The sequence below is a fragment of the Paenibacillus sp. R-74696 genome, assembly GCF_055814915.1.
Window position 1 is genome coordinate 105508 of record NZ_JBPULM010000031.1, and the last position, 24588, is coordinate 130095.

15 protein-coding genes are annotated in these 24588 nt (G+C 44.3%); 11 read left to right on the plus strand and 4 right to left on the minus strand.

The window, feature by feature from the left end:
• The first annotated feature begins 5 nt into the window (after positions 1 to 5).
• Positions 6 to 1718, plus strand: a complete 1713-nt coding sequence (locus tag ACSR9A_RS15580; RefSeq protein ID WP_473758131.1) for a hypothetical protein — start codon at positions 6 to 8, stop codon at positions 1716 to 1718.
• 268 nt (positions 1719 to 1986) lie between these two features.
• On the opposite strand, the gene ACSR9A_RS15585 is transcribed toward ACSR9A_RS15580, so the two are convergent.
• Both ACSR9A_RS15585 and ACSR9A_RS15590 read right to left on the minus strand, forming a co-directional pair.
• Positions 1987 to 3390: a sensor histidine kinase gene (locus tag ACSR9A_RS15585; protein ID WP_473758132.1), complete on the minus strand. Its 1404-nt coding sequence runs from the start codon at positions 3388 to 3390 to the stop codon at positions 1987 to 1989.
• Positions 3387 to 4082 (minus strand): response regulator transcription factor, encoded by a 696-nt coding sequence (locus tag ACSR9A_RS15590; RefSeq protein WP_473758420.1) that lies wholly within the window; start codon positions 4080 to 4082, stop codon positions 3387 to 3389. Before ACSR9A_RS15590 ends, ACSR9A_RS15585 begins: the two co-directional genes overlap by 4 nt.
• A gap of 185 nt (positions 4083 to 4267) precedes the next feature.
• Between ACSR9A_RS15590 and ACSR9A_RS15595 the strand changes: the two genes are divergently transcribed.
• Positions 4268 to 9754, plus strand: coding sequence for a cadherin-like beta sandwich domain-containing protein (locus tag ACSR9A_RS15595; protein ID WP_473758133.1), 5487 nt, complete (start codon positions 4268 to 4270; stop codon positions 9752 to 9754).
• Positions 9755 to 10064: 310 nt separating this feature from the next.
• Here ACSR9A_RS15595 and ACSR9A_RS15600 read toward each other — a convergent pair whose 3' ends face one another.
• The gene (locus tag ACSR9A_RS15600; protein WP_473758134.1) at positions 10065 to 10526 is read right to left on the minus strand and encodes a hypothetical protein; all 462 of its coding nucleotides are present in this window, start codon (positions 10524 to 10526) and stop codon (positions 10065 to 10067) included.
• Positions 10527 to 12289: 1763 nt separating this feature from the next.
• Here ACSR9A_RS15600 and ACSR9A_RS15605 point away from each other — a divergent pair.
• From ACSR9A_RS15605 to ACSR9A_RS15630, 6 genes are all read left to right on the plus strand, one after another.
• Positions 12290 to 12709, plus strand: coding sequence for a MarR family winged helix-turn-helix transcriptional regulator (locus ACSR9A_RS15605; protein ID WP_473758136.1), 420 nt, complete (start codon positions 12290 to 12292; stop codon positions 12707 to 12709).
• Between the two features lie 708 nt (positions 12710 to 13417).
• Positions 13418 to 14062, plus strand: coding sequence for an SDR family oxidoreductase (locus ACSR9A_RS15610; protein WP_473758137.1), 645 nt, complete (start codon positions 13418 to 13420; stop codon positions 14060 to 14062).
• Positions 14063 to 14081: 19 nt separating this feature from the next.
• On the plus strand, positions 14082 to 15209 hold the full coding sequence (locus ACSR9A_RS15615) for an NADH-dependent flavin oxidoreductase (protein ID WP_473758138.1): 1128 nt from the start codon (positions 14082 to 14084) through the stop codon (positions 15207 to 15209).
• 151 nt (positions 15210 to 15360) lie between these two features.
• Positions 15361 to 15726, plus strand: coding sequence for a nuclear transport factor 2 family protein (locus ACSR9A_RS15620; protein WP_473758139.1), 366 nt, complete (start codon positions 15361 to 15363; stop codon positions 15724 to 15726).
• A 1031-nt stretch (positions 15727 to 16757) separates the two neighbouring features.
• Entirely contained in the window at positions 16758 to 17672 is a 915-nt protein-coding gene (locus ACSR9A_RS15625; RefSeq protein WP_473758141.1) for a nucleoside hydrolase, read from the plus strand.
• A 132-nt stretch (positions 17673 to 17804) separates the two neighbouring features.
• On the plus strand, positions 17805 to 19370 hold the full coding sequence (locus ACSR9A_RS15630) for a glycoside hydrolase family 43 protein (RefSeq protein ID WP_473758142.1): 1566 nt from the start codon (positions 17805 to 17807) through the stop codon (positions 19368 to 19370).
• Positions 19371 to 19899: 529 nt separating this feature from the next.
• Here the strand turns inward: ACSR9A_RS15630 and ACSR9A_RS15635 are convergent.
• A complete protein-coding gene (locus ACSR9A_RS15635) occupies positions 19900 to 21390 on the minus strand; it encodes an FGGY-family carbohydrate kinase (protein ID WP_473758422.1) in 1491 nt (496 codons plus the stop codon).
• 282 nt (positions 21391 to 21672) lie between these two features.
• Here ACSR9A_RS15635 and ACSR9A_RS15640 point away from each other — a divergent pair, with 282 nt between their 5' ends.
• The 3 genes from ACSR9A_RS15640 to ACSR9A_RS15650 are packed head-to-tail and all read left to right on the plus strand — an operon-like array spanning position 21673 to position 24580.
• The gene (locus ACSR9A_RS15640; RefSeq protein WP_473758143.1) at positions 21673 to 22548 is read left to right on the plus strand and encodes a class II fructose-bisphosphate aldolase; all 876 of its coding nucleotides are present in this window, start codon (positions 21673 to 21675) and stop codon (positions 22546 to 22548) included.
• A gap of 35 nt (positions 22549 to 22583) precedes the next feature.
• Positions 22584 to 23420 carry a class I fructose-bisphosphate aldolase gene (locus ACSR9A_RS15645; protein WP_473758145.1) on the plus strand — a complete coding sequence of 279 codons (837 nt, stop codon included), beginning with the start codon at positions 22584 to 22586 and terminating at the stop codon, positions 23418 to 23420.
• Positions 23421 to 23425: 5 nt separating this feature from the next.
• A complete protein-coding gene (locus tag ACSR9A_RS15650; RefSeq protein WP_473758146.1) occupies positions 23426 to 24580 on the plus strand; it encodes a Gfo/Idh/MocA family protein in 1155 nt (384 codons plus the stop codon).
• Positions 24581 to 24588: the final 8 nt, after the last annotated feature.

The window sequence follows — 24588 nt, forward strand, 5'->3', positions numbered from 1 at the left end:
ATGAATTGGATAAAGCGAGAAGAGTTCTACCTTATCGTAGAAAAAGTGAAGGATGTAACTATTATACTTATTGGGGAGTACCACAGTATTTATTAATCTCTAAATTGTCAATGGAACGCATGTCCACAAATACAAAAGAATTGTTATCAGTTTTAAAGCGAAGACTCAGTGATAGAACAGATGTGGAATTAATGGGTAGAACTGGAGTTTCGGGAGGTATTGTTGGGTCTGCTTTAGATAAAAACTTAGATCGTATAAGTGACAGAGCATGGTTACAAATTATCTCAAATGACAAAATACCATATGATAGTCATTTTTCGCGGAGAAATACACACAGAGACGGAGGGTGGCTTGAGTCTTCTATTTGGCAGTTCTCAAGTAGTCTAGAAAAGGCATCTAAAGCAAATCCGACTCGATTTGTAAATCTTGCTCTTCAATTCCCAGATCGTGTGCATCCTCAATATATTTCAGCAATTCTAATTGCCGCACAATTGACCCAAAATAATTCTGAAAATCAAGGGGAAGGTAGCGAATTATGGAGAGCTGCTCCTATTGAAAATGTAATAGCATTTATTGAAAAGTATCAGAACTTTGAAGATAATAATGTATCGATCTCATTTTGTAGGCTAATTATGGAGAGAAATGAAGACGACTGGCCTGAAAGGATTCTAAATAAGTTATCTGAGCTTGCTATATTTCATAAAGATCCGTTACCCAATGAATTGAACGTACATGACTCTAAATGGGATGGTATCTTATCAAACGCTAAGATTGAAGATATATTTACAAGTGGTCTTAGTTGTGTTAGAGTAACAGCCGCTCAAGCTATTGCTAATGTTTTATGGAATAATGGAACGTTATTAAAGTTTTTTGAAAAAACAATTGCTTCCTTAGTGACTGATCAGCACATTGTTGTTAGAATGGCTGCTTTATGTACATTGTTACCAGTACTAAATTTAGATAGAGACTTAGCTGTTCGATGGTTTAAAAAGGCCGTTGAGGGTGATTTGAGAGTAGTTATGTCAAGGTATGGATTGCGTTTTATATCCCATACCATAAGGACACATTTCTCAACAATTGCAACTATTATTCATTCAATGCTTGAGTCTGACGATGCTGAAATTGTCAGTCAGGGTGCTGAATTTGTAACAGGCTTCTGGGTGTTGTATTGTTTTTTTGAAGAGGAACTTCAGAAATGTTTGTCGGGAACAATTGATCAGAAAAAGGGTATCGTTCAATTCTCAATAGAGCATTTGGAGAGTTCTGAGACATTGGAGAAATGCAATGTTTTATTGTCTCAATTAATTGAAAGTGACGGCGAGCAGCTTTCCGAAGAACTATCAGGAATGTTTAGATTCGATATTATGAACCATTCATCAAATATCAAGTTAATTCAGCAGTATCTTAGATCGGATGCATTTACTGATTCATCAATGATAGTACACAGGCTTAAAGAGTATGAGGGGAATTTACTCGGTTTTTCAGAGATCATCTTTAACTTGTTTGATGCATTTGTAAACCATAAGAATAAGGGGAAAGATTTCTCATATCGGTTTAGTCATGACATAGAAGAGGCTATCGAGCTGCTTATCAGACTATATGAGCAATCCAAGGACCATGATTCACTCATTTTTAATAAATGTCTAGATACATGGGATCTGCTCCTAGAGGAGAGAATTGGTCGAGCAATGGTTTTACAACAACAATTAAACAGGTAGTGCAGGGTGCTAAACTGCTGATAAATTTTTGATAATGAAAAGCATGATAAATCAAGCGAAGCGAGTGTGAAAGTCTTGCATCAAACTTGATTCTACCGACATAAAGTCAATTCGCTAACCCCATACTAGTCATGTGGAGTCGGTCGTATTATTACACAGAGTTGATAAATAACCGTGATGCTCGAGAAAATAAATGTCACTTTGCACAACAAACAGAGCCCATTACTGCATAAGAAGCAGTAATGGGCTCTGTTTGTTAAGGATTCATCTAGTTCTTCGGCAGCTTAATGAGAAATGTAGTCTCCTCGTAGGGGATACTGGTCAGTTGAATATTGCCTTGATGCGCTTCGACTATATCCTTTACGATAGATAGTCCGATGCCAAGGCCTTCACCCTTTCTTCCCCGATCTACACGATAGAACCGTTCAAAGATTCGCTCCTGTTCTGCTGGAGGAATTCCTGCACCTTTATCCTTCACTACAATACACACAGTTTGTTCTTCCTCAATCAGCTCGATGTGGAGAAAGTGTCCATCCTTCCCATAACGAATGGAATTATCTAGCAAGTTACGGAGCATTCTTTCGATTAATGAAGCATCAATCCATGCAAAAACCTCCATTTCCGGTAAGGCTACCTCAAATAACAATTCCTGTTCATCAATAACAAAAAGGTAATCAGAAGCAATTTTTCGAATAAGCTCGGATAAGTTATAGGAGGAGAAATGGATTTCCAGCTTATCGGTTTCTTGTCGTGAAACGTCGAGTATTTGATCAAGAAGTTTGGCCATGTATCGGGAGCGTTGAAGAATGATTTTGGCGCTGGTTTGCAGATCCTTCTCATCTTTGTAATGGCCAGTTCGAATCAACTCAGCATAGCCAAGCATCATAGTTAAAGGTGTTCGCAAATCGTGGGATAAATTAGACAGCAAGAGCTTGCGATTATTCTCCAATTGTTCGATTTGATTGACTTGCGTTCGTATTCTTCGAGTCATGTCATTATAATGCCGAGTGAGATGGCCGATTTCATCCTTGGAGTTATCCTTCAGTTCCATTACATTCGTTTGGATATTAACTTGATTCAACGCCATATTTAACTTGCGGATACGTCGATTAATAGAGTGAAAATACCATGAAGATAGTATGTATGGTATTAAAAATGCGACCAATATAGGTAATGCAAAAATAAAATATACGGAGAAGGAACGAACGTAGAAATACATTTGGCCTGGCTTTAACGCATCGGTAGGCAATCCCATTATTAAATAATAGGTTTCTCCATTCTGTTCTGATGCATAGGCCAGTGAAACCTGATTTCCGTCGGTTGATAGTGTATACCTCATGTCGAGAAATCGATCGAACAGTTCTTTAAATTGATAATGGTTCATGATGCCGGAAGAGTCGTATATCGCTGTGCCATCAGAGGCGATCCATTCAAAACGGATTTTCGGATGCTCCTTTGAAAAAGGCGTTAAAGCTGATTCAATTCCATGCTCACTGAATACTTGCTGCTCCTGCGCGGATTCCAGTGCGGAATGTGCAATATTGTCCAGAATATGCAAGGAATATCCATCATTAGCGACATTCGCTATTGTTCTGATGAGAATGAGGAATACAACCAAGCTTATTACGTAACTGAAAATGACGAAAATCCACATTTTTGTACGAAGTTTCATAGTCCATCTCCCGAAAAACGATAACCTACACTTCGAATAGTATGAATATAGTGAGGAGAAGAGGGGAGAGGTTCTATCTTTTTGCGTAGCCGATTCATAAAAACGCTTAACGTGTTATCATCATAATTTTCGTGATTCCAAATTTGCTGATAGATTTCTCTTTTGGTTAGTACACGATCAGGATTTCTCATAAACAATTGAAGGAGTTCGCACTCCGTCTGGGTCAAGGTAAAGCTTTTTCCATGATTAATAAGGAGTAGATTGTCAACATCGAGCTTCAAATTATTCAGTTGAATCACAGCGGTATTGAGATGAGCTTTGGGACGTAGTCGTCTGAGATTGGTTTGTAAACGGGCAATAAGCTCCAGTGGGCTAAAGGGTTTTGTAACGAAATCTACTGCGCCAAGACCGAGAGCGGTGATCTTGTCTTCTTCGTTTCTTCTGGCACTAAGCACGATGACTAGTAGCTCCAATTCATTCTCTCGTAGATAGTGTAAGACCTCGAATCCGTTTCGGTCATCCATCATCAGATCGAGAATCATCAAGCTAAAGTGAGTTCCCTTTAGTTGCGCTATTGCTTCATGTCCTGATTCAGCTTCGAAGGCTTCCATTCCAGCATGTTCGACGTGAATGCGGATGAGTTGACGGATTTCGGGTTCGTCGTCAACGATTAGAATTTTGTCTGAATTCATCAAAGGTAGGTCACTCTCCATAGTTGTCACTTTTTATTAAAATATATCAGGTTGCCAGATGAAAGTGTAGCACAGATATACATTTTGAATTCCGTTAAGAATTCGTTAAGAATTCAATTCCTTGTCATTGTTATACTTTTTTAAGTAAGCTCAATATTAATTAGGAATAGGTGAGTGGAATAACTATGATTAGACGATTTTTTTTCCTATTAACCTTATTATTCATTTTGGTAGGCATGATTCCTGCGTTGGCTTCGGCAGCTTCTTATGATCAGTGGAATATTCGAAGTCCGCTGCCCACAAGTCAGAATCTGAATGCCGTCGGCTACGGGAACGACATGTATGTGGCAGTGGGGAACAACGGAACGATTGTGACTTCCAGTGACGGTGTTAGCTGGACGAACCGCACTTCGGGAACAACAGCCCACTTATATTACATCAGCTACGGCAGTGGTAATTACGTGGCGGTGGGGATATCTGGAGAGATATTGAGCTCTAGTGATGGGATAAGTTGGACGAGACGTTCGTCGGGTACCTGGAATTATCTTATTGGGATCACCTATGACAATGGCCAGTTCGTGGTGGTGGGGAATAGCGGGACGATACTGACCTCGAGTGATGGCGTCAGTTGGACGAGCGAGACATCGAACACGGTAGCTCATCTGAATAGCGTGAGCTACGGCAATGGGAAGTATGTGACGGTGGGGAATAGTGGGACGATACTGACCTCGAGTGACGGATCGACCTGGGTGAATGGCTCTCCGGAAAGTGGTCATCTCACGGATGTTTTCTATGACAATGGGATGTTCATAGCGGTAGGGTTCAATGGAATCATACAGACATCCATAGATGGATTGAGCTGGACGACTCGCGTGTCGGGTAACACGAATTTTCTATATGGGGTTAGCTATGGGAATAGTACGTTCGTAGTGGTCGGAAAGAATGGAATGATATTGACATCCGATGATGGGGGAAGTTGGACGAGCAGGGCGTCCAATACCACGAATCAACTGAATGGCGTGACCTACGGCGACGATAGGTTCGTAGCAGTGGGGGAAAGTGGATTGCTATTGAGCTCATCTGATGGAGTCAGTTGGACGAGTCATTCATCGGGTACCCCGAAGAATCTGCGTAGTGTGAGCTATGGCAACAGTATGTATGTGGCTGTTGGGGTAGAAGATACGATAGTGACTTCCAATGACGGAGCATTCTGGACAATCCGCAGGGCAGGTTCTAATCAACTTAATGCCGTCACCTATGGCGATAATCAGTTTGTAGCGGTGGGCTACTCTAGCAAAGTGTTGAATTCAAGTGATGGAGTGACTTGGACAGACACGTCTCGATCGGGTACTGTGGAGACGTTAAGAGGCATTAGCTATGGTGCTGATCAATTCGTGGCGGTGGGGGATAGTGGAACGATCGTGAGTTCCGATGATGGAGCGACCTGGATGGTTCGCACATCAGGCACCACGAATGAACTTCGTGCTGTCACGTACGGCAATGGTAAGTTCGTAGCGGTGGGAGTGGATGGCACGATTCTGACTTCCAGTGATGCAGTGACTTGGACGGATCAATCATCCCCGTCACATACAGCTGGTCTTCTTAGTGTCGTCAGCAACGGTACCAACATGTATGTAGCGGTAGGGGCAGCAGGAAAGATATTGACCTCCGGCGATGGGGTGACTTGGACAAGCCGCACGTCGGGAATCTGGACTCATCTTCAAGGTGTCACATACGACGATGGTACGTATATAGCGGTGGGGGACAGTGGTAAGATATTGACCTCCAGCGACGGGATAACGTGGACGAGTCGCTCGTCAGGAATCTTCGATTCACTTATAGGTGTCATCTCCTCCAGCGGTACTTCTATCGTGGTGGGGGAAAATGGAGTCATTATACAATCGGAGGCAGCGCTAAGCAGCGATGCTGACTTAAGCGGTTTGACGTTATCGAGCGGAACGCTGAGTCCGGCGTTTGCGTCCGGCACGACAAGCTACACGGCGAGTGTGGCTAATGGCGTGAGCAGTATCACCGCAACACCGACGGTATCGGACGCCGGCGCGACGGTGACGGTGAACGGCATAGCCGTTGCGAGCGGAGCAGCATCGGGAGACATTAGCTTGAGCGAGGGAAGCAACACCATCACGACGGTGGTGACGGCAGAAGATGGCACAACGACGAAGACGTACACGGTGACGGTGACACGAGCGGCGGCAGCGCTAAGCAGCAATGCGGATTTGAGTGATTTGACTTTTTACCAAGAGAATGGTGTTATTCCTTATAACATTAATTTTGAACCTGGCAACATCAGCTATGCGTTAGGCAACTTATATGGTGTGACTAGTCTCCTGGTAAAGCCGGTATTGTCTGACATCTTGGCGACGGTGGAGGTTAACGGGACGGTAGTGACAAGTGGCAGCCAGTCCCCGGTAAATTTGAACTTGGGCAGTAATACGATCACAGTACTGGTGACAGCGCAGGACGGTACGACGAAGACGTACACGGTGACGGTGACGCGTTTGCCTGGCAATGACTCGGTTTTAAAACACAACGGTTTGACGTTATCAAGCGGCACACCTATGGAAGACCCAACGAACTATACGAAATACTTTGCTGACGTGGCGAACAGCGTGAGCAGCATCACGGTTACACCGACGGCGAGAGATAGCAAGGCAACGCTAACAGTAAATGGTACGGTGGTGGCAAGCGGCAGTGCATCGGGTTCGATTACCCTGAATGTGGGTAGCAACACGATCACGATACTTGTGACAGCGGAGGACGGCACGTCGAAGAACACATACACATTGACGGTGACACGAGCGGCGGCAGCGCTAAGCAGCAACGCTGACTTAAGCGGCTTGTCGTTATCGAGCGGAACGCTGAGCCCGGTGTTTGCGTCTGACACGATAAGCTACACGGCGAGCGTGGCTAATGGCGTGAGCAGTATCACGGCAACACCGACGGTATCGGACGCCGGCGCGACGGTGACGGTGAACGGCATAGCAGTTGCGAGCGGAGCAGCATCGGGAGACATTAGCTTGATCGTGGGAAGCAACACGATCACGACGGTGGTAACGGCAGAGGATGGCACGACAACGAAGACGTACACCGTGACGGTGACACGAGCGGCGGCAGCGCTAAGCAGTAACGCTGACTTGAGCGGCTTGTCGTTATCGAGCGGAACGCTGAGCCCGGTGTTTGCGTCTGGCACGACAAGCTACACGGCGAGCGTGGCTAATGGCGTGAGTAGCATTGTGGTAACACCGACGGTGTCGGACAGCAATGCGACGGTGAAGGTGAACGGCATAGCCGTTGCGAGCGGAGCAACGTCTGGAACGATTAACTTGAACGTGGGGAGCAACACGATCACGACGGTGGTGACGGCAGAGGATGGCACAACAACGAAGACGTACACAGTGGCAGTGACACGAGCGGCGGCAGCGTTAAGCAGCAACGCTGACTTAAGCGGCTTGTCGTTATCGAGCGGAACGCTGAGTCCGGTGTTTGCGTCTGGCACGATAAGCTACACGGCGAGCGTGGCTAATGGCGTGAGCAGCATTGTGGTAACACCGACGGTGTCGGACAGCAATGCGACGGTGAAGGTGAACGGCATAGCAGTTGCGAGCGGAGCAGCATCGGGAGACATTAGCTTGATCGTGGGAAGCAACACGATCACGACGGTGGTGACGGCAGAGGACGGCACGACAACGAAGACGTACACGGTGACGGTGACACGAGCGGCGGCAGCGCTAAGCAGTAACGCTGACTTGAGCGGCTTGTCGTTATCGAGCGGAACGCTGAGCCCGGTGTTTGCGTCTGGCACGACAAGCTACACGGCGAGCGTGGCTAATGGCGTGAGCAGCATCACGGCAACACCGACGGTATCGGACGCCGGCGCGACGGTGAAGGTGAACGGCATAGCCGTTGCGAGCGGAGCAGCATCGGGAGACATTAGCTTGAGCGTGGGGAGCAACACGATCACGACGGTGGTGACGGCAGAGGATGGCACAACGACGAAGACGTACACGGTGACGGTGACACGAGCGGCGGCAGCGTTAAGTAACAACGCTGACTTAGGCGGGTTGAGTCTGTCGAGTGGAACGCTGAGTCCGGTGTTTGCATCTGGCACGACAAGCTACACGGCGAGCGTGGCTAATGGCGTGAGCAGCATCACGGCAACACCGACGGTATCGGACGCCGGCGCGACAGTGACGGTGAACGGCATAGCCGTTGCGAGTGGAGCAGCATCGGGAGACATTAGCTTGAGCGTGGGAAGCAACACGATCACGACGGTGGTAACGGCAGAGGATGGCACGACAACGAAGACGTACACAGTGGAAGTGACACGAGCGGCGGCAGCGCTAAGCAGCAACGCTGACTTAAGCGGCTTGTCGTTATCGAGCGGAACGCTGAGCCCGGTGTTTGCATCTGGCACGACAAGCTACACGGCGAGCGTGGCTAATGGCGTGAGCAGCATCACCGCAACACCGACGGTATCGGACGCGGGCGCGACAGTGACGGTGAACGGCATAGCCGTTGCGAGCGGAGCAGCATCGGGAGACATTAGCTTGAGTGTCGGGAGCAACACGATCACGACGGTGGTGACGGCAGAGGACGGCACAACGACGAAGACGTACACGGTGACGGTGACACGAGCGGCGGCAGTTGCACCGACACCACCAGCACTGGATCCAACACCACCGACTGATAACAAAGTAATCTCAGAGAATGGTGAATTATTGCTTCCTGTGGGTAAGGCGGGCGAAGTTAGTTTGGGGGAATCGATTAAAATCGATGTACCGGCAAATGCAACAGACAAAGAATTGAAATTAACGATTGAACAATTGCTGGACACTCAACACCTTCTAACGAAAAAAGAGTTACTAGCCAGCCCGGTCTATGAGATATTGAAAAATTTCTCAGAGAACTTCAGCAAACCGGTAACGCTAACCTTTAATTTTAATCCATCAAGTCTTAAGAACGACCAAAGAGCTGCAATATTTTTCTATGACGAAGTGAAGAAGGAATGGGTGGAAGTCGGGGGCGTGGTTAGCGGCAATCAAATTTCAGTAGAGGTAAATCACTTTACAAAATATGCGGTGTTGGCTGTAAGCAAATCCTACGAAGTAAAGCTTAACTTTAGCGATACTACGGGACATTGGGCAGAGAGTATGATCCAGCAAGCAGTGAGTGAAGGAATCGTCAATGGGTATCGTGACGGAACGTTTAAGCCGAATCAGACGGTGACGCGCGCTGAATTTGTTGTTATGTTAATGAATGCACTGGGGGCGCAAGGAGAAGGAACGACATTGACGTTCACAGACACGTCGAAGATCGGAGCTTGGGCGCAGACAGCGGTGGCGCAAGCGGTGCAAGCAGGCCTAATAACAGGCTATGCGGACGGTTCATTCCACCCCGATTCCGAGATTACACGCGCCGAGGTGGCGGTAATGATCGGTAGGGTACTCCGACTTGCAGTCGAATCTGATGCCGCAACCGGCTTTGCAGACGACAACGACATCTCGTCATGGGCGAAAGGCACAGTAGCAGCAATGAAGAAGCTTGGCATTATAGAAGGCACAGGAGCAAATAAATTCAATTCCGATGCAAAAGCGACCAGAGCGGAAGCAGTAATCATTTTATTGAGAATGTTGGAGCAACAGAGTAAGTAGGTTAACAAACGGAGGGTTACCCTGAAGCCAGCGGAACTAATGGCTTCAAGGTAACTCTTTCTTTTTTTATAGGGTAGATAAATGTCGGGTCAATGACCCCCACTTAACTATCATTTGAAGTGGGAGCTTGCAACTACCCTATCGTACGAACGTCATGGCGACTCCGATCTTTTCGCGTTCCTAAGAACGTGGTGTTACATCCTCAGGCAAGCTTTCGCTTACCGATGGGCAGACTGACAGCTACCCTGCAAGCCCAGTCATGTTGAGCCTGCATCTGGAAGAAGGTACTCTGTTCCCTTCTGACAAAGATTCATCGCGCCGATCCGGTCATCATTCCTTGCATAGCCGCAGGCTTGGCAACGGAATCTATGCTTGCGATTGTCTCGATTTCCTTTCGCGGTGTGACGGCAATCGTCATCGCTTTTGCCAACTGCGACGTGTACGTCACCATCTCCCGAAGCTGGCGGACGGCTACGTCTTTCGACACGGGGATATGCAGAAACCATTTCCGCTTCTTATACACCAGCTTAGACGTGCCAAACGTCCACGAACTGTCGAAGTAGGCTTCCCTGCCTTTCGCTTCGAAAGGCACTTGGATTCGGCCTTGCAGCGTATTAATGGAGAACCGTTGCTTGGCGAGTTGCAGCGAATAATCGCGATGCCACACCAGATCATATTCTGGCTTCTTAAAGCGTACGCGTGTTCGATCATGGCCGTTGCTCCGGGCTGACTTGTATCTGGCCATCACCGTTTTCAATACCGATTGCGTCATCTGGGAGCGCAAGCCGAGCGTGTTGCGAAGGGGGGATACTTCAGGCGATGCAAAGCAGAATGCTGGCGCTCATTCGTCTCAAAAACAAGAGCAGAGACAATATTGCAGCCTTGCCGATACGCGTTCATCGTTTGTTGCATAGTCGAGAGAATAAGAACAATCGAAACAACAGTCAGGCTAACGCCTGACGCTCATTCCTCCCCCTCTTGCAGAAAATGTGAGTATCCTGAACGATTTTGATGAAGATAATGTCTCAATATGCTTAACAGTATTGCTTTCTTATACTTCAACTTGGGTTAGGCGTCCCGAAATTAGATAATTATACGTGTGTACACTGCTTACTCCACACATGTGGAGTACGTAATAGGAATACAACGAATCGATACGTAGAAATCCTTTGTTTTCAACACTTTACGCGATCTATGACATTTACGACCGAGGGTAGCGACTACAGAAATAAGATCATTAAAGACAAAATTAAGGTTTCTGTCGTTTTGGACTTGGATTTGGATGTCGAGTGTGTAGACATGTTGAATTCATTAAAGTGAGTAAGGCTTGAATGAAAGACATCTGCCGCAGATAGGCAGAATGTTATGAGACGTGAGTGTGAGCGTAGGGAGGTAGCAGAGCCGATTTGGTTCCTGCGCCTCCCTTTTGTTTGATAAGCAAAGGTTGAATTGAAGACGATGGGAGATACAATACGATTGATTTGGAAATAGTAGGCGTTCTTGTGTCTGCTGTTCTCCGCTGCATAATGGGAAAGAACCTTCACAGCCCTGCTGATTGTTTTGTCTTCAAAATAAATCATATTTCTTTAAACAAGTAACTCAAAGGGGGTATGTATAATTGTTGAATTACAAAGAACTTCCAAAGGATGGAACTGACCTGGAGCGATTAGTAAGGGAGATTTCCATACGAGAGGGATTTGACCCTTACCTTGAAGAGGATGAATCATTATTTATACTTTGAACAAACTTGCTAAAAACGAAGTAGATCCTAGTAGTAAGAATCATGAACAAACAACTTCCTTTATTAGCGTTTTAAAAGTAATGTCAGTCAAAGAGGCATTATTCCTTAATTTTGTCTTTGTTAAGCTTAACAATAGTAACGTCCCCTATTTTGACATAGATGAGAAGATTTTATAAATCAATTAATTCAAGTTGCATTAATCGAAAAAGAAGAATTACAATCCGTCGAATGCTAAATTATTCACACAACCACAGTTGGTATTGTTTGACGAGTTTTGGAGAGGAGTTCATGAAAGCATGTAGTCTTTGTAAAAATGTGAGTGTGTAAAAGTTAACTGCGAATTCTATTGAAGGTAGTCTTCAAGACAAGAAAAGTTAATTGCTCGATATTATGTTCTAGCATTATCACTAAGATATAACTACCGAAAATAATCATTTGTTGATACATTTTCGACGGGAACTATCACTAGTAAGCATGTAAAATATCATTTGCAGCCTCAATATCTGTAGTTATTTCTAGGTATCAATATCATTTATAAACATTACGCACATACAGAAAGCCTGTGTTTACTGGGTTTTTCCGTTTTTTAATTGTATAAATTGATAGGCATAGGAATATGCACAGAGACCAGCGATTTACGGGATAGGTGTTCCAAGTGGGGGAATTAACTCCAAAATAGATTTTCAATAAATAATCACTTTAAGCATTGTATAGGTTTTGACCGTTTTGTTGAAGCTTGATACAATAGCATAAACTATACGGTAATACTATACTTAGATTAGGTGGGGTCTACATTGAAAAATAACAATGATACCTTGGATATATGGTTTTCTTTTTCAGATGCTTTTAATTTTATTCATGATAAATTAGAGAAAACGCTTGTGGAACAATATGATTTGTCTTTGAAAGAGTTTTACGTTTTATATTTTATTTCTAATACAGAAGATAAAGAGCTAAGATTGCAGCAGATCCAAGAAATGGTAGGTTTAAGTCAAAGTGCCACATCTCGACTTATTGTGAGAATGGAGGCGAAAAACTGCGGTGCTTTAGAAAGACATGTATGCGAAGATGACAAAAGAGGAATTTATACAAGAATTACTGAACTGGGAGAAAACAAATTTCAACGTGCACTAAAAACATTTAATGAGTTGTTGCAAAAGGAATTTCAGCAGGGTGAGATGACAAAGTTGCAAAGTATTTTTCGTGAAATGTAATAATTGACCGTATATTTGCTAATTTTAAAGCTAATATAGCTTACTGATATAGTTTACCGACGATTTCAAAGCAGGAAAAACAGACGAAAAACGAGAATGGTCAGACAGGGAACGATGATGTACTAACATACAGATTATAGATGAAAGCCCCCACATAGGAAGCCAAAATACCTGATACCCCAAAGAACAGCACCGTCTGAGCCATCGCTCTCAACAGGGACGATTTTATAGAAATAAGCGGCATCTCCTTGACTTTTCACAGCCACCAGAAGCTCAGTGCGATCAATATAACAGATTAATATTAAACAAACACTTAATCGTGAATCTTAAAGATATGTTTAAATGCGACTTGACAACAAATTTTCAATTTGATAAATTATATGCATGCGCATGCTTTTATATTAAAAACGAGGGCGATACGGCATATTATAAAGTAACAGACGTTACCGTTAACGACCAAGTACAAGCGTTGGTTAACTCATAGAATGGAGCATCTAGGTCTAGTTGACACGTTGATCAATTGTGCAGGCAACATGCTGTTCTCCATGCGGGATAATGCACACATTGAATAGTGGAAAAAAATGATTGATTTGAACATTAAAGTTCAAGTCGGTATTGAAGAATCTAAACGATATGAATTTTGATGTCGAATTAAGCCTCGTTTGCCTTCAGGGACTATGAAAAATTCAGACCAAAAGGAATGATAAAATGAAAGTCTTGGTAGTGGGATCAAATGGACAAATTGGACAGCACCTTATTCAACTTTTAAAAGAAAGTGAAGAGCATACCGTACGGGCGATGGTTCGAAAAAAAGATCAAGCAGATGCATATGAAAAACAGGGCATCGAGACTGTTCTTGCCGATTTGGAAGGGACGGTCGATTCCATTGCAACAGCTGCGAAGGGCTGTAATGCCATTGTGTTTGCGGCTGGATCGGGTGGCAAAACAGGTGATGATAAAACATTACTGATTGATCTAGACGGAGCAGGGAAAACCATTGAGGCTGCCGAAAAAGCAGGGATTGACAGATTTATCATGATCAGTGCTATTCAGGCGAATAACAGAGATAACTGGCACGATAATATTCTTCCGTATTACGCAGCGAAGCATTATGCAGACAGAGTGCTGGAAAGTAGCAGTTTGAACTATACGATTATTCGACCAGGAATTCTCTTAAATGAATCGGGTACGGGCAAGGTGCTTGCTGCTGACAATATCAAAATGGGCAGTATTCCACGTGAAGATGTGGCCAATGCCATTATAGCTGTTTTAAATGAGAAGAACACTTTCAAAAAATCATTTGATTTAATCGCTGGTGATGTTCCAATTATGGACGCATTGCAAAAAATCTGAACGGAGGAACAGGAAATTCATGAAACATAAAGAGCTACTGGAACCTTTTACATTTAAAAACGGAGTGACTTTGAAAAACAAAGTTGTCATGGCGCCAATGACAACATGGTCGGGAAATACGGATTTCACAATTTCTGATGAAGAGGTTGCCTATTATGAAAAACGTGTTAATGGAGTAGGGCTTGTCCTTACAGGGTGTACTCATGTTGCGGCGAGCGGAATTGGATTTACAGATGAATTTGCTGGGTATGATGATAAATACATCCCAAGCTTGCGAAAACTAGCTAATGCTGCCAAGCAAGGGGGAGCGCCTGCCATTTTGCAAATTTTTCATGCCGGTAATAAAGCGATTCCTGAACTCATCCCAGGCTGCGATTTGGTAAGCGCTAGTACTATTCAAGACAAAGGATGGGGCGAAGCATCAGAAAAAATACCTAGAGCGCTTTCGCACGAAGAGGTTCTAGATATGATTAAATCATTTGGCGAAACAACAAGACGTGCAATCGAAGCGGGCTTTGATGGAGTTGAAATTCATGGTGCGCATGGATTTTTAATTCAGAATTTTTTATCCCCTTTTTTCAATCGGCGGACTGATCAATGGGGAGGTACTCTTGAAAACCGTCTTCGCTTCCCGATTGAGGTTGTAAGTGAAGTAAAGCGAGTAATTGAACAACATGCCAAGCAACCTTTTATTTTGGGTTACAGGTTCTCTCCAGAGGAGCGTTCCCAGCCGGGTGGACTTAGAATGGAAGAGGCTTATATCTTGATTGATCGATTAGCAGAACAGAATGTGGACTATATTCATGCATCCTTAGATGATGTCCTCTCTACGCCTGTCGAGACACAAAGCCAAAAGAGCAGAATGGAATTAATCGCTGAGTATGTAGACGGCAGAATCCCCCTGATTGTGGCTGGTTCCGTTATAGAACCATCACTTGCTACAAAGGCGCTGAATTCAGGTGTATCTTTGGTCGCTATTGGCAGAGCTTTAATCATGAATCCGGATTGGGTGGAACTTGTCGAGAGTGGACAGGAAGATCAGATTGAATCGAAAGTAAAAGCTTCAAATCTTGGTCATCTTCAAATTCCTTCTAAACTAATGGACGTTATCCACACAACCCAGGGTTGGATACCAATTACCGATTAAAACGGATACTGTATTCTTGGCGTTAAGGTATTAAAATGTTTATGTTGATGTAGTCTGTTGAGCTCTTGGGACTGAATCATACAGTTGACAAAAAAAAGATAATATTATAAATGCATGCGCAAGCAAATAATTGCATGGAGGAAATGAAAAAATGAGTAAAACAACTTTAAAGGAATATGAAGCTATCGTAAATGCAATGCAAGGATATATAGAGGGGAATATAGCTGGTAAAGCCGACGTGATGAAGTCTACTTTTCACGAAGATGCTATTGCGTATGGGTACATGAATGATGGCAGCCTCATTGCCGGTAATATTAGTAACCTCTATGAGTTGGTTGACACTTTAGGACCTGCAACAGATTTCAAATACAGAATTGATGTTCTTGATGTTGCTGTTACCGTTGCAGTTGTTCGAATCATTCTAGAAGTGCCTGGCACTGAATTTGTCGATTACCACAGCCTCCTTAAGGTAGATGATCAATGGAAAGTAATCTCTAAAGTATTCCATCAATATTAATTTCATCAGTTTATCTTTTGAATGATCGAATAGCTCGAATCATCGGCAAACAGCTGTGATTCGAGCTATTCGTAGTTCGGATGAATTTCAATACTCATTGTGAGCCCATCGATATGATGGGTTAGGACTATCTATTACCGCATCTGTTCAAGTCAATGGACAATCTCAGACCACATAATAATTAGATAAAAAAATTCTTTACTGATCGTTCTAGTAATGGTATGCTAGCAGCAAGTTAGAGCTACTGATTTTTGCAATTTCAAGAATGATCGTTCTAATAAAGAATGGTTATTGACACTAATTCATAGCAGAAACATTAGTAGAGTATAGCGAATCTATCCCTGTATCTTATACGGAGATAACCTATATTTTTAATTTCTGGATTCGCCGAGAACGAAAATAAGGAATGCTAACGAAGAAAAGTATAATGCTACTACTAAATATGCCCTGATACGATCAAGAATGTTGATCGATCAGGGTTTTTCGCGTTTAGAACTAATGATAATTTATAATTGATAGCTTGGTTATTTACATGATAAGAAAGTCGTATTTTATTGAAACGGCGAAAAGTATATATCCGGGAAAGGCGTGGATTCGTCAATAATCTTGTTTACAAAATTAATTATGGGATGGATAGAAATGTTACATCATTAGCAGCCTATCCTATTCTATCCAGTGTTATTAAAGACTTAGGACAAAGAAAACAAACAAATAGAAGTACAGAATCCAAATAGAGTCTCATGTACGTTTCTGCAACCCTTTTATATACTCATTTCAAGAGAGTTCCTGTATTGATAACGTTTACAATTATTGAGATCGTAAAATGCCTGTAGTGAGTTTTTTAAATCTATGAAAGTTAGAATGGGAAGGTCACGATGAAATTTTTTTAAAAATCCATGTCAAAGTACAATCGACTGCTTCGTTGGAAGACAGCAGCTGAGTTGCCACAACAGGAGTGCACATTCCGAGAAGTAGGTGGACCTAAGTGGATTACTGCTGATGGTAATCATTAATAATTGGGAGGGCTGAAAATGGCTTTTTCTTTTCAAGTACCGGAACCGAAGAGAGTACGTCTGCTTATTAATACGGATGCTAAAAATGAAGCGGACGATCAGTACGCAATTGTTCATGCTTTGCTCACGCCTATGTTCCATAATAAAGGAATTATAGCTGCTCATTTTGGCACTAGCCGGACGACGGAATCGATGGAGGAAAGCTATGCTGAGGTGAACCATGTCTTGAGCCTAATGGGTGATGCCGGAAACATTCCAGTCTATAAAGGAGCCGCCAAAGCTTTGCAAGACGAACAAACGCCTGTTATCTCTGAAGGCGCGGAAGCGATCATACGTGAAGCGCTCTCGGATGATCCCCACCGACTATTTGTAGTATTTCAGGGGCCATTGACGGATCTCGCCGCCGCTTATCTGATGGAGCCGAAAATCGCAGATCGATTGACAGCAATTTGGATTGGAGGTGGGCCTTATCCTAATGGGAGACATGAGTTTAATCTCAGCAATGATATTCATGCAGCCAATGTTGTGATGAACTCGGCTATACCTTTTTGGCAGGTACCACAAGATGTGTATGGGATGATGAGGGTAAGTTTAGCAGAGTTAGAGAACAGGGTTAAGCCACATGGAGAAATAGGAAAGTACCTATTCGAGCAGTTGGTTCGTTTTAATGATGAGAATGGTGACGGATGGCCAAGAGGAGAGTCGTGGGGGCTAGGTGATTCACCTGTTGTAAGTCTAATTCTCGATGATCTTGAATTCGGTTATGAAATGAAACCAGCGCCGCGAATCACTGAAGATATGCACTATATTCATCATCAGACAGAAAGATTGATTCGGGTTTACCATTATGTGGATGTTCGATTCACTTTGGAAGATATGTACGCCAAACTAGAGTTGTTTGCCAAGAATAACAGCAGTTTCAAAAACAGCTAAACGACATAAGGCAAAATAGGATTGATATAAATCATAAGCTTTGCAGTTATCAATCTTGGTTCTAAATCTGCAGGGTTGCTTGTGGAAGTTGCAATTCTAGGTTTTTAGTGCCTTGAAAGGGGAAGAAATGATATGTCGATCTCAGAGCAGCAATATGAAAATCCAATCATTCCAGGTTTCTACCCCGATCCAAGTATATGTCGAGTTGGGGGCGACTTTTATTTGGTCACAAGTTCATTTCAATATTTTCCCGGTGTTCCTATCTTCCATAGTCGTGATCTTGTCAACTGGGAGCAAATTGGACACTGCTTGACTCGAAAAAGCCAATTGAATCTTGACGGATGTAGAAGTTCCATGGGTATCTATGCACCGACTCTCCGATTTTATAAAGGTAGATTCTATATGATTACCACCAATATGAACAATTTTCGCAACTTTTACGTTTGGGCTGAAAGGGCTGAAGGACCTTGGTCCGAGCCGATATGGTTGGATTGGCCTGGCATTGATCCGTCATTGTTTTTCGATGAGGATGGACGAGTATTTATATCCGGTACGAATAGTTTCACAGAGGTTGAATCCGCTGGAATTTACCAAGCGGAAGTTGATATTGAGACCGGCAAATTATTATCCGAGCGCTGTCTGATTTGGAAAGGTACTGGTGGGCAAGCACCTGAAGGTCCACATTTATATCGAATCCAAGGGAAGTATTATTTGATGATTGCCGAGGGCGGAACCGAGTATGGTCATATGGTAACAATTGCTCAAAGCAGCAAGCCTTATGGACCCTTTGAAAGCAATCCTAACAATCCTATACTTACACATCGGAGCTCCCATGAAGCTATTCAAGCGGTAGGACACGCGGATCTAGTTCAGTTAAACGATGGTGGTTATTGGGCTGTATTTTTAGGAATTCGCCCAGTAAGCATCCCCTTCACAGGACGGTACCATCACTTAGGTCGAGAAACTTTTCTTGCTCCGGTCACCTGGTTAAAGGGAGGATGGCCCGTTATTGGAGATTGCGGCAAAGTTTCTGAAATGATGAGAGCCGACACACTTTTAATTGAACCTAAAAAATCTAGTTATGAAAGGGATCATTTTGAAAATGAAACATTGCAATTCTGTTGGAACTTTCTAAGGAATCCAGCAGATGATAGTTGGTCCCTTCAAGAACGATCGGGATGGCTTGCTCTTCACGGTACTGAACGGACTTTAAATGACATCGGCTCTCCTGCATTTGTCGGAAGGCGCCAACAGCATTTCAGATGCTCCGTATCTACGCGATTAAGCTTTGAACCCATTCAGGTAGGTGAAGAAGCGGGACTAACCGTGTACATGAATGAGAGATTTCACTATGAAATCGCAATGACTTTAGGCTCGGATGGTTACCGAAAAGTGATTTTTCGGCGTCGGATCGGCTCTTTATGGAAAGTAGAACATGAAGAAACAACAACATCATCAGAAATTATTCTCACAGTGATAGCCGATCCTATAAATTATTCCTTTTACTATACAGAACCAAATAACGATCAAAAGGCCCTTGGCTTTGGAGAGTGCTTGCTCCTATCTACAGAAGTGGCTGGTGGCTTTACTGGTGTGTATTTTGGTCTTTATGCAACAGGGAATGGAAGCCAGTGCAAGGTCCCGGCTTTTTTTGACTGGTTTGATTATATTCCTGTGAGGGAACAGTTGGAGGAATGAGAGAGCCTCGACACATTAAGACAGGGGAGTGAATTGTGGATCGTCTACAATTGGTGTATCCCTATCATTAGAGTAGACACATGAAACTTAACTGCACCCCGTCAATTAGACAGTATTAAAAATAAAGATTAGTTAAGCGGCCTTGGTCCTGAATTTCATGGGACTGAGGCCGTTTGGTCGCGCAGATGCAGGGTTAATTGACGGACGTGGTTTTCCTGCTTTTTCACATGGTTGACGATTGCCCTCTGTTAACTCCTCTAGCGCCTTCTTTCGTCCTCGGCCATCCTTTACCGCTTGAGGTTTAAGCTCAGCAATGTAGCTTCGACTAGAAGCACGACGCTCCAGCCCTTCATAACCATACACCTCGTAAAGACGACGCCATTTCACCAAGGATAGCGATTTTCTCCGACGTGCCATATTTTTCTTTAAACATGAAAAACTCCCCATACAGTAGCAGGATTTACTATTTCACCTGTCTACTGTATGGGGAGCATATAACAGCCTGGCTGCTGCCTGAAATGTTTCTTTTTCAAAATGATAAGGTTGAAATCGCTCGTGAAAGCGCTTTGTATTTCTCATAGCGTTCCTGATAGAGGGACGTATTAGGCTCACTTGGGTGAAAAATGCGAAGTGGTTTGACCAGCACGTTTACGGCTTCCTCATAAGACTGATAAACGCCGGAAGCTTTTCCTGCAAGAATAATGTTACCCATCGTTCCAGCTTCGCTAACGTTTAATCTCTCTACTGGACAATTCATGATGTCTGCTTTGATCTGCAGCCACAAGTCGGATTTAGCCCCACCTCCTATCGCACGCAGCGTTTCAATAGGAATGCCCACTTCCGCAAGGCATTCGAGGTTGTAGCGCATTTCGTACGTAACCCCTTCCATTAATGCTCGGTACAGCTGGGTGGGATCTGTATCAAACGATAATCCATGTATCGTACCTTTGGCTTCGGGATTCATGTAAGGTGTACCCGATCCGGCAAAATGAGGAATCACAAGCAAATCGGTAGGCGAGGCAGCAGATATTGAATTCAAATAATCGTAAACGTTAATGCCTAATTTGCGGGCTTCGGCTTCGGCGATTTGACCGAATTTGTCTCGGTACCACCGAATAAGGGAACCACCAGTAAAATTGAAGGCGTACGTCAAATATAGACCTTCAATGACATGCGGTGCACAATTGAATTGATACTGGAGCATCTTGGTATTCAGAATCGGTGAAGTATACGCGGGTGTAATGCATTCCACGGTACCAATACCGTCCACCGCATGATTGTTGTGTAGAATACCTGCACCGAGAGCTGCACAGGCTTGGTCATGGCCACCTGCTACTACTAAGGTTTCTGAACGGAAACCTAGCGATTGCCTCATTTCATTGCGAACGGGACCAATGATTTGGCCAGACTGAATGAGGTCAGGAAATTTGTTTACTTCAATTCCGGCGGCCTCAAACATTTCAGAGTCCCATTCTTTTTTGGATACATTAAAAGCCATAGTGCGGGAGGCTAAGGTGTAGTCCGTAACGGAAATACCGGTGAGTAAAAAAGCGATGAAATCGCCAAACGGCATGAATTTCCATACTTTTTGGTAAATCTCAGGCTGGTATTGTTTGATCCACATGACCTTTGGAAGGGAGAACATCGGATGCAGGGGGACGCCCGTAAGCTCCATTGTCCGTTCCTTGCCGATTTTTTGTTCAATGATTGCAGCTTGCTCTATACCTCTTGAATCCGTATATAAGATGGCATTGCTTAATACACGTCCATCATGGTCAATGGGAACAACCGTCTCGCCCAAGGAAGAAATGCTAAGGGCGCGAACATTAATGCCGGGAACAGCTAAGAGCACATCTGTAATAACCCGTCTGACGGATTCCCAGATTCGTTCTGGATTTAGCTCGAAAGCTCCTGGTTTGGGCTGTTCCAAAGGGTATTCCATATAAGCGGCTGAAAGAAGAGTTCCTCCCTCATCAAAGAGCGAAGCCTTACAACCAGTCGTTCCGATGTCGAGTCCCATTAGTGACAATTTGTTATCCCTCCAATAAAAGTATATGTTCATTATAAACAATTTTTGTTTATTTGTATAACGAAAATTTTAGGGTTAATCTTTTAAGCGGAATGGCTGAAATCTTTAGTTTAATGGCGGTTATATGGGCGTTTCCCAAGCAAAATGCTTATTTCATAAAAGGGTAGATTTTAATATTTTAATTTCGTTGTTGCTTATTACACAGGAATTAACTACAATATGTTTGAAATGAACATTTTGAAAAATAGATTGAATAGAAAGGCGGAAGGTCTATTGTCTAGAGTCTCCATGGGTGAAATGCTGCGGGATGCTTCTCGTAGGGGCTATGCCGTTCCTTGCTTTAACGCAATAAATTTAGATATGGTTCGCGGAATCATTGAAGCCGCTGAGGAAGAACAGTCCCCAGTCATCCTGTGCCACGCTGAAATTCATTTTAAGTATACGCCGCTTGAGCAGATTGCCCCCATTATGGTAGAAGCGATGAACCGTGCCAAGGTACCGGTCAGCATCCTTCTTGATCACGGAAAGAGCTTCTCCGCGGTTACGAATGCGATGCATTTAGGCTTTAACGCGATCATGTTCGATGGCTCGGAGTATGAGTATGAAGAAAATGTTCGCAGAACCGCAGAGGTCGTGAAGATCGCTAAAACGCTTGGCGTTTCGGTGGAAGGTGAGCTCGGCTACGTAACTCGGCCAAAGAGCGGCGGGGCGGAAGGGGAGGATGATGATTCCATCATTGACGATACCTCACTCTATACCGATCCCGAGCAAGCAAGGGAGTTTGTTGAGCGAACCGGTATTGATGCGCTTGCCGCTGCATTCGGTACGGTGCACGGCGTTTATTTGAAAAAACCGGTTCTGGATTTAAAGCGCTTGCAGCAAATACGGAATACGGCTGGTGTTCCGATTGTAATGCACGGTGGGTCTGGGTTGTCGGAGGAAGACTTCCATAAGTCGATCGATCACGGTGCGTCTAAAATCAATTATTACACAGGGATGGCGCTAAAGGTTGTTGATCGGGCCAAAGAACGATTCATCCAGTCGGAAGAGAAGACGTTCTATCACGAATTCATGATGAATGTCATTCAGGATTTTAAAGAAGACGCGCAGCAAATTATGCGCACGTTCCGCAGCAGCAACAAAGCGTAATTACCAATAAAACAAGTATATGGGGTGTATCAAAAATGTCCGTTACCGCTCGTTTAAATCGTTTATTTAGTGAACAAGGCAAGTGCTTTGATGTAGCGATCGATCATGGTTTTTTTAATGAATATTCATTCTTGGCAGGCATTGAGAATATGAAAGCAGCAATCGAGACGATTGTACGTGCCAATCCCGATGCGATACAGCTTAGCGTTGGTCAAGCGGAGCATCTTCAAGCTATTCCAGGCAAAAAAAAGCCTTCACTTGTACTGCGCACGGATGTTGCTAACGTATACGGTACGAAGCTTCCCTCACACTTATTTAGTGAACTCATTCATAACCCAGTTGAACAAGCTGTTCGTTTGGACGCGGCTTGTGTCGTTGTAAATCTGCTGCTTCTGCCGGGGCAACCTGAGCTTCATCGCCAATGTGTACAAAATATATCGAAGCTGAAAACGGAGTGCGAGCGTTATGGCATGCCGCTTATGGTAGAACCGCTCGTTATGCTTCCGAATGAGCAAAAAGGCGGCTATATGGTCGACGGTGATATTACGAAGATCGTTCCGCTTGTTCGTCAAGGTACGGAGCTTGGCGCGGATATAATAAAAGCTGATCCATGCGATAACGTAGAGGATTATCATAAGGTCGTAGAAGCGGCATCAGGCAAGCCGGTATTGCCACGCGGCGGCGGTCGGGCTTCGGACGAAGAAATTTTGTCAAGAACTTATGCTCTTATGGAGCAGGGAGCTTCAGGAATTGTATACGGACGCAATGTCATCCAGCATGATAATCCAGAGGCGATGACTCGCGCGTTCATGGCTATAGTTCACCAAGGCGCGACGCCTGAGCAAGCAATCGCTATTTTGAAAGGAGCGTAATCGGCATGACGAAAAAAGTCATTCGCTTCGGTGTCATCGGCTGTGGATTAATGGGAAAAGAATTTGCAAGCGCCGCGGCGCGTTGGTGCCACTTGACCAATGTGGATTTTATTCCTGAAATTATACATGTATGCGATGCGCACTTGCCTGCGACAGAATGGTTCAAAGATAACCTGCCTAGCGTGAAGAAATCCACTTCCGATTACCGAGAGCTCATCGCGGATCCGGAAGTGGATGCTGTCTACTGCGCAGTGCCGCATAACCTGCATGAGCAATTATATATAGATATCATTAAAGCCGGGAAACATTTGCTTGGCGAGAAGCCCTTTGGCATCGACGCAGAAGCTAATCGGTCAATCATGAAAGCAATCGCGGAGAATCCGGAGGTAATCGTTCGCTGCTCCTCTGAATTTCCATTTTTCCCAGGAGCTCAGCGGATTGTCGAATGGGTTAATCAAGAAAGACTCGGACAAATTATCGAAGTTGAAGCCGGCTTCTGGCATAGCAGTGATCTCGATCCGAATAAAACGATCAATTGGAAGCGTCGTATCGGAACCAATGGCGAATATGGCTGCATGGGCGATTTGGGCATGCACGTGGCACATCTACCTTTCCGCTTCGGTTGGAAGCCAGCTAACGTAAGGTCGCTGCTTAGTAAAATCGTAGAGGAGCGTCCGGATGGAAAAGGCGGCATGGCCGCTTGTGAAACATGGGATAATGCGATTCTGGCATGCGAAGTCAAAACAGATAAGCATGATTTCCCGATGCTGCTTTCTATGAAACGGATTGCTCCAGGTCACGCCAATACTTGGTTTATCCGTATTAACGGCACAAAAGGGTCTGCAGAGTACACGACCAAGAACCCGAAGCAGGTCGCATTCCTTCCATACGAGCCAGGCGGCGAGCAGGCATGGCATATTTCAGACGTTCCGTATAAATCAGCCTATGGAACGATTACTGGAGGCATTTTTGAATTCGGATTCTCGGACTCGATATTACAGATGTGGGCAGCTTTCTGCGATGAAATCGCAAATGGCAAAGACAAGCAATCTTCCTTCCAATGCGCGAAACCGGAAGAAGCGGCAATGAGCCATCAACTTTTCACAGCGGCTTTGGAGTCTAAGAAAACCGATAAAACGGTTTCGCTGAACTGGGAATAGCACTGCTG

What these genes read in the sequence shown, in the direction of transcription:
- ACSR9A_RS15585 (WP_473758132.1), bottom strand. Translation starts at nt 3,390, where the DNA reads ATGAAACTTCGTACAAAAATGTGGATTTTCGTCATTTTCAGTTACGTA.
- ACSR9A_RS15650 (WP_473758146.1), top strand. Translation starts at nt 23,426, where the DNA reads ATGACGAAAAAAGTCATTCGCTTCGGTGTCATCGGCTGTGGATTAATG.
- ACSR9A_RS15595 (WP_473758133.1), top strand. Translation starts at nt 4,268, where the DNA reads ATGATTAGACGATTTTTTTTCCTATTAACCTTATTATTCATTTTGGTA.
- ACSR9A_RS15635 (WP_473758422.1), bottom strand. Translation starts at nt 21,390, where the DNA reads ATGGGACTCGACATCGGAACGACTGGTTGTAAGGCTTCGCTCTTTGAT.
- ACSR9A_RS15590 (WP_473758420.1), bottom strand. Translation starts at nt 4,082, where the DNA reads ATGAATTCAGACAAAATTCTAATCGTTGACGACGAACCCGAAATCCGT.
- ACSR9A_RS15625 (WP_473758141.1), top strand. Translation starts at nt 16,758, where the DNA reads ATGGCTTTTTCTTTTCAAGTACCGGAACCGAAGAGAGTACGTCTGCTT.
- ACSR9A_RS15630 (WP_473758142.1), top strand. Translation starts at nt 17,805, where the DNA reads ATGTCGATCTCAGAGCAGCAATATGAAAATCCAATCATTCCAGGTTTC.
- ACSR9A_RS15645 (WP_473758145.1), top strand. Translation starts at nt 22,584, where the DNA reads ATGTCCGTTACCGCTCGTTTAAATCGTTTATTTAGTGAACAAGGCAAG.
- ACSR9A_RS15620 (WP_473758139.1), top strand. Translation starts at nt 15,361, where the DNA reads ATGAGTAAAACAACTTTAAAGGAATATGAAGCTATCGTAAATGCAATG.
- ACSR9A_RS15600 (WP_473758134.1), bottom strand. Translation starts at nt 10,526, where the DNA reads ATGACGCAATCGGTATTGAAAACGGTGATGGCCAGATACAAGTCAGCC.
- ACSR9A_RS15610 (WP_473758137.1), top strand. Translation starts at nt 13,418, where the DNA reads ATGAAAGTCTTGGTAGTGGGATCAAATGGACAAATTGGACAGCACCTT.
- ACSR9A_RS15615 (WP_473758138.1), top strand. Translation starts at nt 14,082, where the DNA reads ATGAAACATAAAGAGCTACTGGAACCTTTTACATTTAAAAACGGAGTG.